The 16,056-nt window shown below is 38.0% G+C and carries 12 protein-coding genes; 9 read left to right on the top strand and 3 right to left on the bottom strand.

The features are described 5' to 3' along the window. The first annotated feature begins 162 nt into the window (after positions 1–162). Entirely contained in the window at positions 163–2,406 is a 2,244-nt protein-coding gene (locus BM141_RS17585; protein ID WP_091548780.1) for a patatin-like phospholipase family protein, read from the top strand. Between the two features lie 7 nt (positions 2,407–2,413). Here the strand turns inward: BM141_RS17585 and BM141_RS17580 are convergent, their stop codons facing one another. Together BM141_RS17580 and BM141_RS17575 are read right to left on the bottom strand one after the other, a co-directional pair. After that, positions 2,414–3,484 carry a mandelate racemase/muconate lactonizing enzyme family protein gene (locus BM141_RS17580; RefSeq protein ID WP_091548779.1) on the bottom strand — a complete coding sequence of 357 codons (1,071 nt, stop codon included), beginning with the start codon at positions 3,482–3,484 and terminating at the stop codon, positions 2,414–2,416. 55 nt (positions 3,485–3,539) lie between these two features. Beyond that, the gene (locus tag BM141_RS17575; protein ID WP_091548804.1) at positions 3,540–4,655 is read right to left on the bottom strand and encodes a DNA adenine methylase; all 1,116 of its coding nucleotides are present in this window, start codon (positions 4,653–4,655) and stop codon (positions 3,540–3,542) included. Between the two features lie 217 nt (positions 4,656–4,872). Here BM141_RS17575 and asnB point away from each other — a divergent pair, with 217 nt between their 5' ends. Genes asnB through BM141_RS17550 form a run of 5 tightly spaced genes read left to right on the top strand, consistent with a single transcriptional unit; the run spans position 4,873 to position 10,473 of the window. Next, complete coding sequence (asnB, locus tag BM141_RS17570; RefSeq protein ID WP_091548778.1) at positions 4,873–6,909, top strand: asparagine synthase (glutamine-hydrolyzing); 2,037 nt, start codon at positions 4,873–4,875, stop codon at positions 6,907–6,909. Then, positions 6,861–7,886: a Gfo/Idh/MocA family protein gene (locus tag BM141_RS17565; RefSeq protein ID WP_091548777.1), complete on the top strand. Its 1,026-nt coding sequence runs from the start codon at positions 6,861–6,863 to the stop codon at positions 7,884–7,886. The genes asnB and BM141_RS17565 overlap by 49 nt, the downstream gene beginning before the upstream one ends. A gap of 9 nt (positions 7,887–7,895) precedes the next feature. Next, positions 7,896–8,360: an acyltransferase gene (locus BM141_RS23740; protein WP_091548776.1), complete on the top strand. Its 465-nt coding sequence runs from the start codon at positions 7,896–7,898 to the stop codon at positions 8,358–8,360. 22 nt (positions 8,361–8,382) lie between these two features. Then, on the top strand, positions 8,383–9,483 hold the full coding sequence (locus tag BM141_RS17555) for a DegT/DnrJ/EryC1/StrS family aminotransferase (protein ID WP_091548775.1): 1,101 nt from the start codon (positions 8,383–8,385) through the stop codon (positions 9,481–9,483). Between the two features lie 57 nt (positions 9,484–9,540). Next, complete coding sequence (locus BM141_RS17550) at positions 9,541–10,473, top strand: glycosyltransferase (RefSeq protein ID WP_091548774.1); 933 nt, start codon at positions 9,541–9,543, stop codon at positions 10,471–10,473. A 111-nt stretch (positions 10,474–10,584) separates the two neighbouring features. On the opposite strand, the gene alaS is transcribed toward BM141_RS17550, so the two are convergent. Continuing rightward, the gene (gene alaS, locus BM141_RS17545) at positions 10,585–13,272 is read right to left on the bottom strand and encodes an alanine--tRNA ligase (RefSeq protein ID WP_091548773.1); all 2,688 of its coding nucleotides are present in this window, start codon (positions 13,270–13,272) and stop codon (positions 10,585–10,587) included. Positions 13,273–13,452: 180 nt separating this feature from the next. Here alaS and BM141_RS17540 point away from each other — a divergent pair, with 180 nt between their 5' ends. The 3 genes from BM141_RS17540 to clpX all read left to right on the top strand — a co-directional run bounded on the left by BM141_RS17540 (position 13,453) and on the right by clpX (position 16,046). Beyond that, positions 13,453–13,857, top strand: a complete 405-nt coding sequence (locus tag BM141_RS17540; protein WP_091548772.1) for a hypothetical protein — start codon at positions 13,453–13,455, stop codon at positions 13,855–13,857. Between the two features lie 137 nt (positions 13,858–13,994). After that, positions 13,995–14,696: a ClpP family protease gene (locus BM141_RS17535; RefSeq protein ID WP_091548771.1), complete on the top strand. Its 702-nt coding sequence runs from the start codon at positions 13,995–13,997 to the stop codon at positions 14,694–14,696. A gap of 105 nt (positions 14,697–14,801) precedes the next feature. Continuing rightward, on the top strand, positions 14,802–16,046 hold the full coding sequence (gene clpX / locus BM141_RS17530) for an ATP-dependent Clp protease ATP-binding subunit ClpX (RefSeq protein WP_091548770.1): 1,245 nt from the start codon (positions 14,802–14,804) through the stop codon (positions 16,044–16,046). The last annotated feature ends 10 nt before the right edge of the window (positions 16,047–16,056 follow it).

Raw genomic sequence — 16,056 nt, 5'->3', positions numbered from 1 at the left:
AAAATAATTGTTTAAAAATTTAAGAGATTAAGTACAAGATTTGTTTTAGGTTTAAAATATGTTTATTTTGAATACTACAAAGATAACGTACTACGGCGAAATTCGCTGTTAATGAATTTTCAAACTTTGTTAAGGACTTGTTAATACTATAACCAATACGCAATGCTTCATTTACTTTTTTATTCTTTCCCCATCCAACTGCTTATTTATCACTTGAAAAAGAGCCAAGTGCTTCTTTTACTCTGGGCAATGCTTACAGCTATTGTCATGGGCTATTTTGGCAAAGACTTAGGGATTCCCTATCTTTTTTTAGATGCGGAATACTTAGGCAAAGTAGATTTTTTCAGTTTTTTCTTGGTAGGAGCAGGTTTGGGCATTTTGTCCATGTCTTTTCATATTACCTGCTATATACTGATAGGGCATCGCTTTGGCTTTTTGGCATCGCTTAGGCGACCTTTTACCAAGTTTTGTGTCAACAACAGCCTGATTCCTTTGCTTTTTACCCTGATTTACCTATATAACTTCATCAAATACCAATACGACTATGGCTATGGCGAAGTTTGGTTCAAAGTAGCGGGTTTAGTTTCAGGCTTAGTAGGAATGCTTTTGGTATTTTTTACTTATTTTCGCTATACCAATAAAGACATTTTCAAGCATTTAGCTGAGAATGTGGACAAGCGGTTGCGTCGCAATAAAGTAAATCGCTTTTTTCTCATGCAAAGATTAGCCTATACACAAACCCATAGAATTACAGTAAAGTCTTATTTTCAACTGCCTTTTTACTTGAAAAAAATTCGCTATAATTATTCTTATAACAAAGAAGATTTGTTAAAAATTTTTGACCAAAATCAACTCAATGCTCTTGTAATTCAGGCAGTTTCTTTTGCTTTTTTGGTGGTCTTAGGCATTTTCAGAGATGTGGAATATATGCAAATTCCCGTAGCGGCAAGTAGTATGATTCTCATTTCAGTGTTAATGATGCTGGTAGGGGCTATCTCGTATTGGTTTAGGGGCTGGTCGGGCTTTGTTATTATTCTTATTCTGATTATTTTAAATACAAGTTTGTTAAGAGTAGGAAAAGAAAAACCTTATAATCAAGCATTTGGTTTGGATTACAGAAAAAAAGCAGATTACTCGCTCAAAAGAATCAAAGACTTAGCCAATGAAGAAAACTACTTAGCTGACTTCAAAGCGACTACACAAATACTGGAAAATTGGCGGGCAAAATTTCCTGCCTCTCAAAAACCTAAAATGATTTTCATTTGTAGTAGCGGAGGCGGGCAGCGAGCTTCCGTCTGGACTTTGCGATGCTTACAAGCCTTAGACAGTGCCTTTGGAGAGAAAGTAATAAATCAAACTATGCTGATGACAGGGGCTTCTGGAGGCATGATAGGAGCGGCCTATTTTAGAGAGTTGTACTTACAAAAGCAACAGAATCAAGCTATTAATATAAGTAACAGAAAATATTTGGACAACATCGCCAAAGACCGCCTAAATCCTCTTATTTTTGCCTTACTTACGGGCGACTTAGGTTTTAGATTCCAACAAGTCAGCTATGGCGACAAGTCGTACTTCAAAGACCGCAGTTATTTTTTTGAAAGAAAAATCATCACAGACACAGAAAATATTTTAGATAAACGACTGATAGACTATCAGTTGCCAGAGGCTCAAGCAAAGATTCCTATGATGATTATTTCCCCTTGTATCATCAATGATGGCAGAAAGTTATTGATTTCTCCTCAAAATATTTCTTACCTTACTTCCGTAGGAGGTTTTGATAAAAAAGAGCTGCCTACTAACATCAAAGGCATAGAGTTTAGGCGATTTTTTGAAAAACAAGATGCTGATAGCCTGCATTTTGTAACTGCTTTACGAATGAATGCAACCTTCCCTTATATTACGCCTAATGTCTTGTTACCCTCTTCGCCTCTAATGGAGATAATGGACGCTGGACTCATCGACAATTTTGGGATAGACAATGCAGTACGTTTTCTTTATGTTTTTAGAGAATGGATTAGTGCCAATACCTCTGGGGTAATTTTTCTCTCTATCAGAGATACACAAAAAGAAATAAGCCCTAAGCACCAAGAGCGTACCTTTTTGAACTATTTATTTAGTCCTTTACAAGATGTATTAGGCAACTTAACACGTATCCAAAATGTGCGCAATGAGATTGATTTAGAATATGCTACAACTTGGTTTGAAGGGAAGTTGAGTTTAGTAGAGTTTCAATATTTAGAAGAACTGCTTGCGCAACCGACTAATGCAGACCTCCCGCCGTCTGCTCAACCTGCTTCTTTGAGTTGGCGACTAACTGCCAAAGAAAAGGAAGGCATAAACCAAATGATACATTGCAAGTATAACAAAGCCTCTATGGAAAAACTGAAGAAATTACTGGAGCAGTGAGGTAGTCTTATGAAACTAATCGCACTCCTAAACCCTTTGCTTCAGTTAAAAACATTTGTCCTTTGTCAAGCACAAAGCCCCCTACTGCCATGTCATGGGCAAGGTCAAAACTGCCATCCAAGTCTATGTAATGCGTAAGTTCCGAGGAGAAAGCCAAGTGCAAGGCGGCTGAGATACTGATAACACTCTCATCGTTGCACCCCCACATCAGTTGCATAGAGGAGCGGCGAGCTACTTGCATGATTTTTCTTGCTTCGGTTAGCCCTCCACTTTTCATCAATTTGATATTGAAAATCCCACAAGCCACAGGTCTTTGGGCAAGGGTAAAGGCACTAAGCTCATCTTTCAAAGATTCGTCAGCGGCAATCTTGGCTTTGATTTTAAGAGGTAAACTCCTCATTTCTTGTATGGCATTTGCAGGAAGGGGCTGCTCTATGAGTTCCAAGCCTAACTTTTTTGTTTTCTCATAAAAGTCGAGAAATTGTGGTAAGGAATATCCTTGATTAGGGTCTATGCGAATTTTGATTCTTTTCCCTACCCATCGCCTTAACTTTACCAAGCGTTCTATGTCTTCTTCTACATCCAGTCCTAATTTGACTTTCAAGATTTGAAAACCTTTTTCCAAATACTCCTCAGCTTCTGCTATGGTTTCTTGAATATTTTTGATGCCAATAGTAACAGATGTCGGCAAAGACATGATTTTCTGTCCCCAAATTTTTACCAAAGGTTTACCTACAAACTTGGCATAAAGGTCGTGCAAGGCAATATCCAAAGCCACTTGGCTTCCCTTGCTCTGGGGGAATCGCTGATATACTTCGTAGCAAAGTTGTTGGAAATACTTGATTTCCTTGCCAATAAGCCAAGAAAAGTCGTGAGTTTGCAAGGTGTGGTAGGCTTGCTCTACTGACTCTCCTACTACCTGCTCAGAAGGAGCCGAACTGCCTATGCCCACCTCTCCTGTATCTGTTTCTAAGACAAGCAAAATATTTTCTACTTCGCTTACTGTCTGATAAGCAATGGAATAGGGGCGGCTGAGGGCTAAGTTTTCCTTAATGATGCGAATATGAGTGATTTTCATTGTTAAGTTTTATTGATAGCTACTTTGGGAATAGGCTACGCTTCGCAATGTGAGATTAGTTTCTAATTGATTGACAAATAAATAATAATTCCTTATGCTCATTAAATTCTGTTTTTCCTGTATTAAAATAAGGGTGGTCGCACTCAAAAACCTTTGTTTCTCCTTTTGCTTTCAAAATTTCCTCAATTTCCACTAATTTAATCTTATTTTCAGAAGACTGGCTTTTTGCATTATAGGTATTGTTGTAAGATACTGCTAAGTATTTGGCATCAAGGTTTTCTACCAAGTCTTGAAAAGCCTCTTTTGCTTTGGTGGTGCAATACACACTACTGTTCTCTGGTTTTGGCTTCAAAGCTACACCAAAAAGTTCAGGTTTTTTCCATTCGGTGAGGTTTTCGTAAATATGGTAAAAGCGGTTGTACTGTCGGGAATTGTAGGGTGGGTCTATGTAGGCAATGTCTGCTTTCACTTTTCGCACCAAGTCATTTGCATCTTCCCTATAAATTTCAATTCCTTCAAATTCAATTGGTTGTATGGATTTTAGGTACAAAGTTTGATGTCTAATTGGCTTTTTAATGTAAGCGTCAAAATGACCTAAGGTATTTGCTATTTTGTCTATATTATAAATAAGTGTAGCAAGCAAAACACAGAACTCTTTTTCATTCAGTTCGCCTTCTCGCTTTCTCTGCTCCAAGTCTTCACGAATGTATCCAATCAATTTTGCATTTTTATGGTCAAAAAATTTTCCACCAAAATTTTCAGAAAAATAATTTTCAGGCAGTTTGTTGGTATTTAACGTATTATAAGTATCTAAAAGATTAAAAACCTTTGCTTTGTCCCATGCAGTTTTTAGAAAAAAGGCTTTGTAAATTACTTGATTGGAGTGCAGAATGTCATTGACAATCACCTTTTTAAAACTTGCAAACATAGATTTTGCTATGCAACCCGTGCCAGCAAATACATCAAAAAAGGTATCACAATCTTTGTAATAATTGGTGCTTTCAAGAAGAATATCAGACAACCATGTGCTTAGCTTGGCTTTATTGCCTATGTACCTTCGACTTTCTAAGTTAATTTGCCACTCATTAGGAAGGTCAGGAAAGAAAGCAATAGACAATCCACACTGTGTTTCTGTTTTCACCTGTTCAGGATAAACTTCTGTAAAATCCATACTTTCACTTTTGAATTTTTTGTCAAAAATACACATTTTTTTTGTCTGTACAGAGAATGTAATGTGATTTCATACAAATTAGAAATACATTAGAATCATTTTTTCTTTTGAATTTACAAGTTTTCCTTATTATTTTTGTCAAAAAAAATTCAACTACAAATCAATCTCACAGCTACTACTTCCCTATTTATTTATTAGACAACTTTATACCCTTTTTATGTGCGGTATCACGGGGGTTTGGCATTTAGACAAACAGCCAATTTTTGAAGAAAAAATCGTCGATTTTACTAATTCGTTGTCGCATAGAGGTCCTGACGGGCAGGGAATTTACATAGATAATGAAGCACACTTAGCTTTAGGGCATCGTCGCTTATCTATTTTGGATTTGAGCGAGAGAGGCAAGCAGCCCATGACCTATGCTAATGGTAGGTATTGGATTACTTTCAATGGAGAAATTTTCAATTTTATTGAGCTTCGCAAAGAGCTAATCGGCAAAGGTTATAAATTTCTGAGCGATACAGATACAGAGATTATCTTGGCTGCATGGGATTACTGGGGAGTAGATTGCTTGATGAAATTCAACGGAATGTGGGCTTTTGCTATTTGGGATAGCTGGGAAAAATCTTTATTCTTAGCCAGAGATAGATTTGCTATTTCTCCTCTTTATTACACCTTTATTCCTCACCAACTTTTTGCTTTTGCCTCCGAAACTATTGCTTTCAAGTATTTAGAAGGCTTTGAGAGAAGATTTGATTATCAGAAAGTTCAACATGAAATCGTAGAAAATCAGCACTTGGACAGTTTAGGGCATACTATTTTTGAGAATATTTACCAAGTCATTGGCGGGCATTATCTCTTTATCAGACCTAACCAAAACTCTATCCAACAAAAAAGGTGGTGGAATACTTTAGACAATTTGGTAAGCGTACCAGAAAAATACGAAGACCAAGTTACCCAATTTAAGGAAATTTTTGATAATTCTTGCTTACTAAGGCTACGTAGCGATGTGCCTATTGGTACTGCCCTCAGTGGTGGCTTGGACTCTTCGTCTATTTACTGCAACATACATCAATTGCGAAAAGCCATAAAAACCAGCTTTGAAAGAGTACCTACAAATTGGCAAAGGGCATACATTGCTGTTTTTCCTAATACTTCCCAAGACGAAAAGCACTTTGCAGACCAAGTAATAGATTATACACAGGGAGAGGCAAGGTACATATACCCTGATGCAGAGAATATCTCCAAAAATTTGATAGAAAGTACTTTGTTGTTTGACCATATTTATGACTCGCCTATATTCTCCTCCTCTGCTGTTTACAAAGCCATGAGGCAAGACGGAATTAGGGTTTCCCTTGATGGGCATGGAGTAGATGAAATGCTCTTAGGCTATCCTCATTTGGTTAAAATGGCTTACAAACAAGCTACGCAAGCAGGTAATTCCCAATTTGCCCAAGACATAGAAACCACTTATTTGCAAATGTTCTCCATAGCAGAGAGAGAAAAAGCAAAACAAAGATTATTAGAAAACCACAAAGTTCCTTTCAAACTCAAAACCTTCTTATACGAGAACTTAACACCTCATTTCTTGAGAAGTATTTATAAAGATTGGAAAAATAAGATACTAAAAAAAGAAATTAATGAAGTCTTATACATAGAAAATACCAGATGGCTACCTGATTTTCAAATACTATATTTAGAAAGTCTTACAGACAAACCTGTAGAAACGGGACACCTTCCCCTTGCCGACCAAGTATTGTATCAGACTTTTCATGAAACAACTTTGCCTACTATTCTAAGGAATTTTGACCGTACCTCGCTTGCTCATGGAGTAGAAATCCGAATGCCTTTTATGGATTGGCGGTTAGTTACTTATATTTTTTCTTTGCCTTTGGAAAGCAAAATAGGTGGTGGTTTTACCAAAAAAATCCTCCGCGATGCCATGCAAGGCATTATTCCAGAAGGCATTAGACAGAGGACTTTGAAAATAGGCTTCTCTGCTCCCTTGTATGAATGGTTTAGTGGCGAACTCAAAGAATATCTCTTAGATACAGTCTGTTCCCAATCTTTTTTACAAAGCCCTCTTTGGAATGGCAAGCTAATTGCTAATTTTGTAGCACAAAGAGTAAAAAATAATACTTGGGACAGGTACGAATGTACACAGATTTGGAAGTACCTCAATGCCCATATCTTGATGAACCAACAATCATGGCAGATAAAAAAACAGGAAATCGCTCAGTTAGATTTGCAGTCGTAGGGTGTGGAAATATAGGCAAAAGGCATATAGAACATATTAATAAAGTAGGAGAATTAGTAGCCGTTTGTGATAATAAAGAAGAAAAACTCCAGCCTTGGACAGTCAATAAATATACAGACATCAAAGATTTATTAGCCAATGAAAAAAACATAGATGTCATTTCTATTTGTTCTCCTAACTTTTTGCATGCTTCGCATACTATTGCTGCCTTGAAGGCTGGCTTCCATGTGCTTTGCGAAAAACCTATGGCTACTTCGGTTTATGATTGCGGAGAAATGATAAAAGAAGCAGAAAGAGCAAATCGTAGATTGTTCATAGTCAAGCAAAACCGTTTTAATCCTCCCGTAGAGGCAGTAAAAAAGCTAATAGACGAAGGCAAATTAGGTAAAATTTATAGTATCCAACTTTCTTGTTTTTGGAACAGAAATAACGATTATTATACTACATCAGACTGGAAGGGAAAGAAAAACTTAGACGGAGGAACGCTTTACACTCAATTTAGTCATTTCATAGACTTGCTTTATTGGCTCATTGGCGATGTGCGAAGAGTTCATGCTTTTACAGCAAATTATGCCCACCAAGGTATAGTAGAGTTCGAGGATGCAGGGGTAGTTGCTTTGGAGTTTTACAACGGCGTAATAGGCACTATTAATTATACAGTTAATGCTTACAAAAAAAATATGGAAGGTTCGCTGACTATTTTTGCAGAAAAAGGCACAGTGAAAATAGGTGGGCAGTACCTGAATGAACTTGAATATCAACAAATAGAAAACTTTGAGATTCAGCACTTGCCCAAAGGCAACACCGCCAATAACTACGGAACTTATCAAGGCTCTATGTCCAACCATGATAAAGTATATGAAAACGTAGTAGAAGTATTGACTAAGCAAGGCATTATTGCTACTAATGGTTTCGAGGGCTTGAAAACAGTAGAAATTATTGATAAAATCTATCAGGCGGTTAGTGCTAAAAACTAATCTTAATACATGGCGTACATAGAAAAACACATACAAATTGTAGATGTGCAGTGGGGAGAGAATGTAAAAGTAGTGCAACCTGTCAATCTCTACGGCTGTAAAATAGGAGATGATACTTTCATAGGTCCCTTTGTAGAAATTCAAAAAGAAGTAGTCATTGGCAAACGTTGCAAAATCCAATCTCATTCTTTCATCTGCGAGTTAGTAAGCATAGGCGACGACTGTGTAGTGGCACATGGCGTTATGTTTATCAATGACCTGTTCCAAGACGGCAAGCCAGCACAAGGCGATAAGACCAAATGGAAACGAACCAATATCGGCAATCATGTGTACATAGGCTCAAATGCTACTATCTTACCTGTCAGTATTTGCGATAATGTAGTCATCGGTGCAGGAAGCGTAGTTACCAAAGACATTACGGAATCAGGTGTGTATGCAGGAAATCCTGCACGCAAAATTAGAAATTTAGCCTAACCTTAAAACCACCAAAACAAAAATGCAAGTCCCCTTTGTAGATTTAAAAGCACAGTACCAAAGTATTAAAAAAGAAATAGATAGCACCATTCAAACCATTATTGAGCAAGCTACTTTCATAGGAGGAGAGCCTGTAAAGCTATTTGAAAGACAATTTAGCGAATGGACAGGCATCAAACACATTATTTCCTGTGCCAACGGAACTGATGCTATAGAAATCGCTTTACAGGTCTTAGGAATCGGTAAAAGCGATGAGGTGCTTGTCCCTGCCATTTCTTGGATTTCTACCTCTGAGGCTGTGAGCAATGTAGGGGCAAAACCTATTTTTATAGACATTGACAAGGATTTTTATACGCTTAATCCTGAACTGATAAAAGAAAAAATTACTCCTCATACTAAAGCAATCATTCCTGTACATTTGTACGGACAAATGGCAGATATGCCTCAAATCGTAGAAATTGCAAAAAAATACCAACTTAAAGTCATAGAGGACTGCGCCCAAGCACATGGAGCGAATTTACAAGGGAAACAAGCGGGTTCTTGGGGAGATATAGCCACTTTTAGCTTTTATCCAGGGAAAAATTTAGGAGCTTACGGAGATGCAGGGGCTATTGCTACCAATGATGATGCCTTAGCCGAGAAAGCAAGAAGAATTTGCAATCACGGGCAACTGAGCAAACACGACCACCAAATAGAAGGAAGAAATAGCCGATTAGATACCTTGCAAGCAGCAATTTTATCTGCCAAACTTCCCTACTTGACTACTTGGAACGACCAAAGACTCAATCATGCCATTTATTATAATGAACTATTAAAAAACTCAGCGATTCATACGCCTGCTATCCGTCCCAATAGTAATCATGTTTTTCACCTTTACGTCATCAGGACTAAGCAAAGAAATGAATTAATGCAGTTTTTGAAAAAAGAAGGCATACAAACGGCGATTCACTATCCTACTGCTTTGCCTTTTTTGCCTTGTTATGCACATTACAAGCACCGAGCAAGCGAGTTTCCCATAGCAAGTCAGTACCAGCATGAGATTCTTTCCTTGCCTATGTATGCAGAATTGACGAAAGATATGCAAAACTATGTAGTAGAGAAAGTTATGAGTTATGAGTTATGAGTTTTTTATAAAACTTGTGTTTCTTGTGTCTTTGTTGTCAATTAATCAAATGAGCAAATGAAATTTTCGGTCGTAGTAGCCAACTATAACAACGGAAAATACCTGCCTGCACTCATTGAAAGCGTGCAAAAACAGACCTATGCAAATTGGGAACTAATCATTGCTGACGACTGCTCTACAGATAATTCCTTAGAAATCATTGCTTCATTTTTAAACGATGAGAGAATTAGACTGGTTAGCCACAAGCAAAACCAAGGTGCAGGTGCTGCCTTTCGTACCGCTACGGAAAATGCCACAGGCGAACTCATAGGGCTATTAGGGGCTGATGATGCCCTTCCGCCCAATGCAATAGCGGAAATGGTCAATGCCCATTTGGCGTACCCCCAAGCAAGTTTTATTTACAGTACTCATTTTGAATGTGATAGTGAATTGCAGGTGATAGATGAAAAAGGATTCTTTGGGCAAGCTATTCCCGAAGGCAAAAGCCAGATTCATCAGATTTATGCCACCAATTTTGCTACTTTTAAAAAGCAGGCTTATTTAAAAACATCAGGTTTTAATCCTAAACTCAAGCGAGCCGTCGACCAAGACCTTTTCCTCAAATTAGAAGAAGTCGGGCAAGTAGTCTTTGTGGATAAACCTCTCTACTACTACCGCAGACATTCCGCAGGTATCTCCCAAGAAGGCAATAGCGAAAAAGCACGCATGTTCCACATTATGGCAATGTACGATGCCTACCAAAGACGCAAAAAAATAGGCTTCATTAACCTTAGTAAAGACGAAATGCGTTATTATTTACGCTACTATTGCCTTTACCAAGCCGAGCATAACCTACCAGAAGGGATTTTAAAACGTCTTTCTTACCTTCTCAAAGATTTGTACTTCATTCCTACAGATATAAAAAGGAAAGAATTTTGGCAAGTGCTGGGAAAAATTTTAAGATTTTACCAAGGACAAACTATTATCAAAAAAGGACATATTATTCCATAACATGGCAAGTAAGTTATTTAATCCATGTCTTTTTAAGAATCAACCATCCTCGCAAAGTTCCTAAGAGCACAGATAAATTATCTGAACAAAAGGTTTCCAAGTACGGCATTTTTACCCCAAACTTGTCGCTTTCTCCACCACTTTTCTCAAGCCACTTACATCTTTTCCTCCTGCAGTTGCAAAGAAGGGCTGACCACCGCCGCCACCTTGAATTTCTTTGGCAAGTTCTCTGACGATTTTGGAAGCGTCTAAACCTTTGTCTTTTACTAAGTTATCAGCAATCATCACAGAAATTTGTGGCTTGCCATCAATATTCGCCGCAAGCACTAAAAATAAATTAGGAATTTGACTTCTTAACTCAAAGGAAATTTGGCGTAAACTCTCAGCGTTAGGTACATTTACCTCTTGAGCAAGGAAAGAAATTTCTCCTTTTTGTTGGATATTTTTAAGCAAATCGTTTTTAACTGCTTGAATTTCTTTGGCTTGGTATTTTTCTATTTCCTTTTGCAAAGCACTTTTTTCTTCAATCAAATTTTCTACTGCCTTTACCAAGTCTTTGGGATTTTTGAGCAATTCACTGATTTGATTCATCATTGCTAATTGCTCATTGATGTACCGCTCTGCTTTTTCTGCGGTAATCGCTTCTATACGCCTTACTCCTGCGGAGGAGGAACTTTCAGAAATAATTTTGAAAGTGCCAATTTTGCCTGTAGAAGGAACGTGTGTGCCTCCACAAAGCTCGACAGAATAGTTTTTATCAAAAACAATTACCCTTACAAAGTCGCCATATTTTTCGCCAAAGAGTGCCATTGCCCCCATAGCTTTTGCCTCTTCTATGGGTACGTTGCGTCTTTCTTCTAAGGCAATATTTTCTCTAATTTTTTGATTTACAATATTTTCTACTTCTGCTATTTCTTGCTCTGATAGTTTAGCAAAGTGCGAAAAATCAAAACGCAAGATTTCATCATTGACCAAAGAACCTTTTTGGGCTACGTGAGTACCTAAAACTTTTCGCAAGGCGGCGTGCATCAGGTGCGTTGCAGAGTGATTATTTTCAGTCAAAGAACGTTTCGTTTTGTTCACAACTGCTTTGATAGTTGTTGATTGCCTATGGTTTGTTGTTAGGTGTTTAAGGATTTCCTCAAAGTTATCTTCAGTAAAGTGAACGATTAAATCATTTTCTTTTTTAGTATCTGTAATATGGATTTTTACTAATTTGTCATTCGCAATAGGTACTTCTAAAAAGCCTGTATCTCCCACTTGTCCACCACTTTCTGCATAAAAAGGGGTTCTTTCCAACACAAGTTGGTAAGAAGTTTTCTTTTTATCAGTGAGTTTTCTATAACGCAAGATTTTGGTTTCTGACTCTAAAAATTCGTAGCCAACAAACTCTACCTCATCGCCTTCGTTCAAAGTAATCCAATCCGATTTTTCGCTGGCAGAGGCTTGACGAGAGCGGTCTTTTTGCTCTTGCATAGCTACTTTGAAGCCTTCTTCGTCTATTTTCAAGCCATTTTCGCGAGCTATCAAAGCAGTCAAATCCATTGGGAAACCAAAAGTATCGTAAAGTTCAAAAACTATTTTTCCTTCTATTGTTAGGTTATTGGATTGTTTAACCGTTGGGAAAATGCTTTCTAACATTTTCAGACCGTTTTCTAAGGTTTTCAAAAAGGCATTCTCTTCCTCTCTAATCACGTTTTCAATAAAAGTTTGCTGTGCTTTGATTTCAGGAAAAATATTTTCAAACTGAACAGCCAAAAGTTTTACCAAAGAGTGCAAAAATGGTTGTCTGAAACCTAAGAAAGTGTAGCCGTAACGCACTGCACGTCTTAAAATACGGCGGATTACGTAGCCCGCTTTGTTATTTGAGGGTAACTGACCGTCTGCGATAGCAAAGGAAATTGCCCTGATGTGGTCGGCAATGACTCTCATGGCGATGTCTTGCTTGTGGTCTTGTCCATATTTTATGGTTTTTCCACTTATTTTGCTTGCTTCACTTGCTATAAACTGAATAGTAGGTTGGAAAACGTCAGTGTCGTAGTTAGACTTTTTGCCTTGTACTACCATGCACAAGCGTTCAAACCCCATACCTGTATCTACATGCTTATCAGGAAGTTGCTCTAAACTTCCGTCTGCTTTTCTATTAAACTGGATAAATACGTTGTTCCAGATTTCTATGACTAAGGGATTATCATTATTTACCAACTCTCGTCCAGAAACCTTGGCGACCTCTTCTGCATCGCGAATGTCTATGTGAATTTCAGAGCAGGGACCGCAAGGACCTTGGTCTCCCATTTCCCAGAAATTATCTTTTTTAGAACCATAAAGTATTTGGCTTTCAGGAAGATATTGCAGCCAAATTTCTCTTGCCTCATTGTCTGGCTCAAGCCCTTCTTTTTCATCACCTCCAAAAACGGTAGCGTAAAGCCTATCTTTGGGCAGTTTGTAAACCTCCGTCAAAAGTTCCCAAGACCATGCAATCGCTTCTTTTTTGAAATAATCGCCAAAAGACCAGTTGCCCAGCATCTCAAACATGGTATGGTGATAAGTATCATGCCCTACGTCCTCGAGGTCGTTGTGCTTCCCCGTAACACGCAAACATTTTTGGGAATTGGCAACTCGCTTGAAATCAGCTACTTTATTACCTAAAAAATAGTCCTTAAATTGATTCATGCCCGCATTGGTGAACATGAGGGTAGGGTCATTTTTTAAGACCAAAGGGGCAGAGTGAACGTAAGTATGTCCTCTTTTCTTTGTAAAATAGTCTAAAAACTGTTGGCGTATTTCGTTGGAAGTCATGGGTTTAATTAATTACTAATTTTTAATTACTAATTACTAATTGCGGGAATGATTGATGATTAGTCATTCGTAATTAGTAATTATTTTTGGGTGGCAAAGATAGGAAAAACGACTATATTTTGCTCATAACTTTCAAATTTAAAGTTTTATTTTGATATTTGATTAGAAAATAACACATCTATGAACATCACTGAGATTATCAAAACATTTATTGGACTTGGGATAGGTATATTTGGGTTGTTTGCAGTAGCTGGCACTTTACTAAATCACAACAAAGATGATTTGCAGACAACGATTGTTCTATTTATCTTAACTTCGCTCATGGCGGGAGGAGGCTTTTGGCTGGTATATAGTGCGAGGCAAAGTAGTAATAGGCGTAAGTACCATGACTTAGAGAATAAAGTTTTGCAGGCTGCTGCACTAAACGGAGGCAGACTTTCTGTTGCACAATTGGCTCTGCAAACCCACATTACAACCCAAGAAGCCGAGATATGGCTCAATAAAATGCAAGAAAGAGGTCATGCACACATTACCGTTACACCAGACGGAGCAGTAGTATATGAATTTATAGGTTTATTAAAATAACCCTAAGCCAACTCGTCATAGTTTTTACTGACGAATTGGCAGTTTTTTGCATAGCCATTTTTTTGGATTAATTTTAGATAAGGGAGTTTAAGAAAAGTATTCTTCTCTTTTTAATTTTTAATAATAAAAATATACTTATGAACTACTCAGAAGAATTTAGAAAGTTTGCTACCAAAGGGCAGGGAATTAGTAGCCTAAGCTATGATAAATATGCCAATCACTTTCAAAGTATTGCGAATTTACACACGATTACCAACCTTACCCCAAATATCATAGAAGAACGCCGTATGAATGCAGTGGCTATGGACGTTTTCTCTCGCTTGATGATGGATAGAATTATATTTTTGGGCGTTCCTATTGATGATTACGTTTCTAATATTGTGGTGGCTCAGTTGCTTTTCTTAGAATCCGTAGATGCTAAGCAAGATGTAATTATGTATATCAATAGCCCCGGTGGTTCGGTTTATGCAGGTTTTGGTATCTATGATTGTATGCAATACGTAAAACCCGATGTAGCTACTATTTGCACAGGCTTAGCTGCTTCTATGGGAGCTGTACTGCTTTGTGCAGGTCAAAATGGCAAGCGTGCCGCCTTGCCTCACTCCCGTATCATGATTCACCAACCGCTCGGCGGGGCGCAAGGGCAAGCCTCTGATATTGAGATTACTTACAAAGAAATTACTAAAGTAAAAAAAGAATTGTACGATATTATTTCTAAGCACAGCGGGCAAGACTATGAGAAAGTATGGGAAGATTCTGACCGCGACTATTGGCTTACCGCCCAAGAGGCAAAAGGCTACGGTCTGATAGATGAGGTCTTAGAAAAACAACCACGATAGAAGGTTTGAGAATAATTTATTAGGTTGTAAGCGTTTTTTAGGTAACTTTTATTTAAATTGCATGATGTTTTTGCAACCTATTTATTTTTATTTATTCATACCCCAATGTTTAAGTCAAGTAATATTACCTGTTCTTTTTGCGGCGCAGATAAGTCAAGCGTTAGTTTGATGGTGTCGGGCATGGAGGCGCATATCTGTGATAGCTGTATTCTGCAAGCTCACGAAATCTGGGTGCAAGAACAACAACCCAAAAAGAAATCTAAGCCTCATCTCAATCTTATCAAGCCAACAGAGATGAAAAAGTATTTAGACCAATACATCATCGGGCAGGATAAGGCAAAGAAGGTGATTGCTGTAGCGGTATATAACCACTACAAGCGACTTATGCAAAGGGTAAAAGAAGACGAGGTAAGTATAGAAAAATCTAATATTATCTTAATAGGAGAAACAGGTACAGGAAAAACCCTGATAGCAAGAACATTAGCCAAACAATTAGAAGTGCCTTTTTGTATTGCTGATGCTACTGTACTCACTGAGGCGGGCTATGTAGGCGAGGACGTGGAAACAGTAATTTCCCGCCTTTTGCAAGCGGCAAACTACGATGTAGATTTAGCCGAGAGAGGAATTGTTTACATAGATGAAATAGATAAAATTTCCCGCAAATCTGATAATCCCTCTATCACCAGAGATGTAAGCGGTGAAGGAGTACAGCAAGGTTTACTTAAATTGTTGGAGGGTACAATCGTGCATGTACCTCCACAAGGAGGCAGAAAGCACCCCGACCAGCGTCTTGTAGCTGTAAACACGGAAAACATACTATTTATCTGTGGAGGTGCTTTTGAAGGAATAGACAAAAAAGTAGCCTCACGCCTCAATACCAGAACCTTAGGTTTTACAAGCTCTCAACATAGTATTGGGAAAAACATAGAGTTTCAAAGAGAAAATCTCTTACAATACATCACCCCACAAGACCTGAAAAACTACGGATTAATCCCTGAGCTTATTGGCAGGCTGCCCATAGTTTGCCATTTAGATCCTTTGGATAGGGAGGCTCTCAAACGCATCTTAACCGAGCCAAAAAATGCCATTATCAAGCAGTTCAAGAAACTTTTTGAAATGGAAAAAATCAAGCTACACATTACCGAAGATGCCTTAGATGCGATTGTAGATAGAGCCATAGAACTGAAAGTAGGCGCAAGGGGCTTGCGTGCTATCTGTGAATCTATTATGACAGATGCTATGTACGAACTGCCGTCTATGCCCAATGTAAAAGAGTTTACTTTGGACAAAACTTACATAGAAAAGCAACTAACCAAAGAGAGAACTGTAACTTATCTGAAAGCGGCGTAAAAATTTTTTT

The sequence above is a fragment of the Thermoflexibacter ruber genome, from assembly GCF_900113045.1.
Lineage (GTDB): Bacteria > Bacteroidota > Bacteroidia > Cytophagales > Thermoflexibacteraceae > Thermoflexibacter > Thermoflexibacter ruber.
This window is presented reverse-complemented; position numbering and strand designations above follow the sequence as displayed.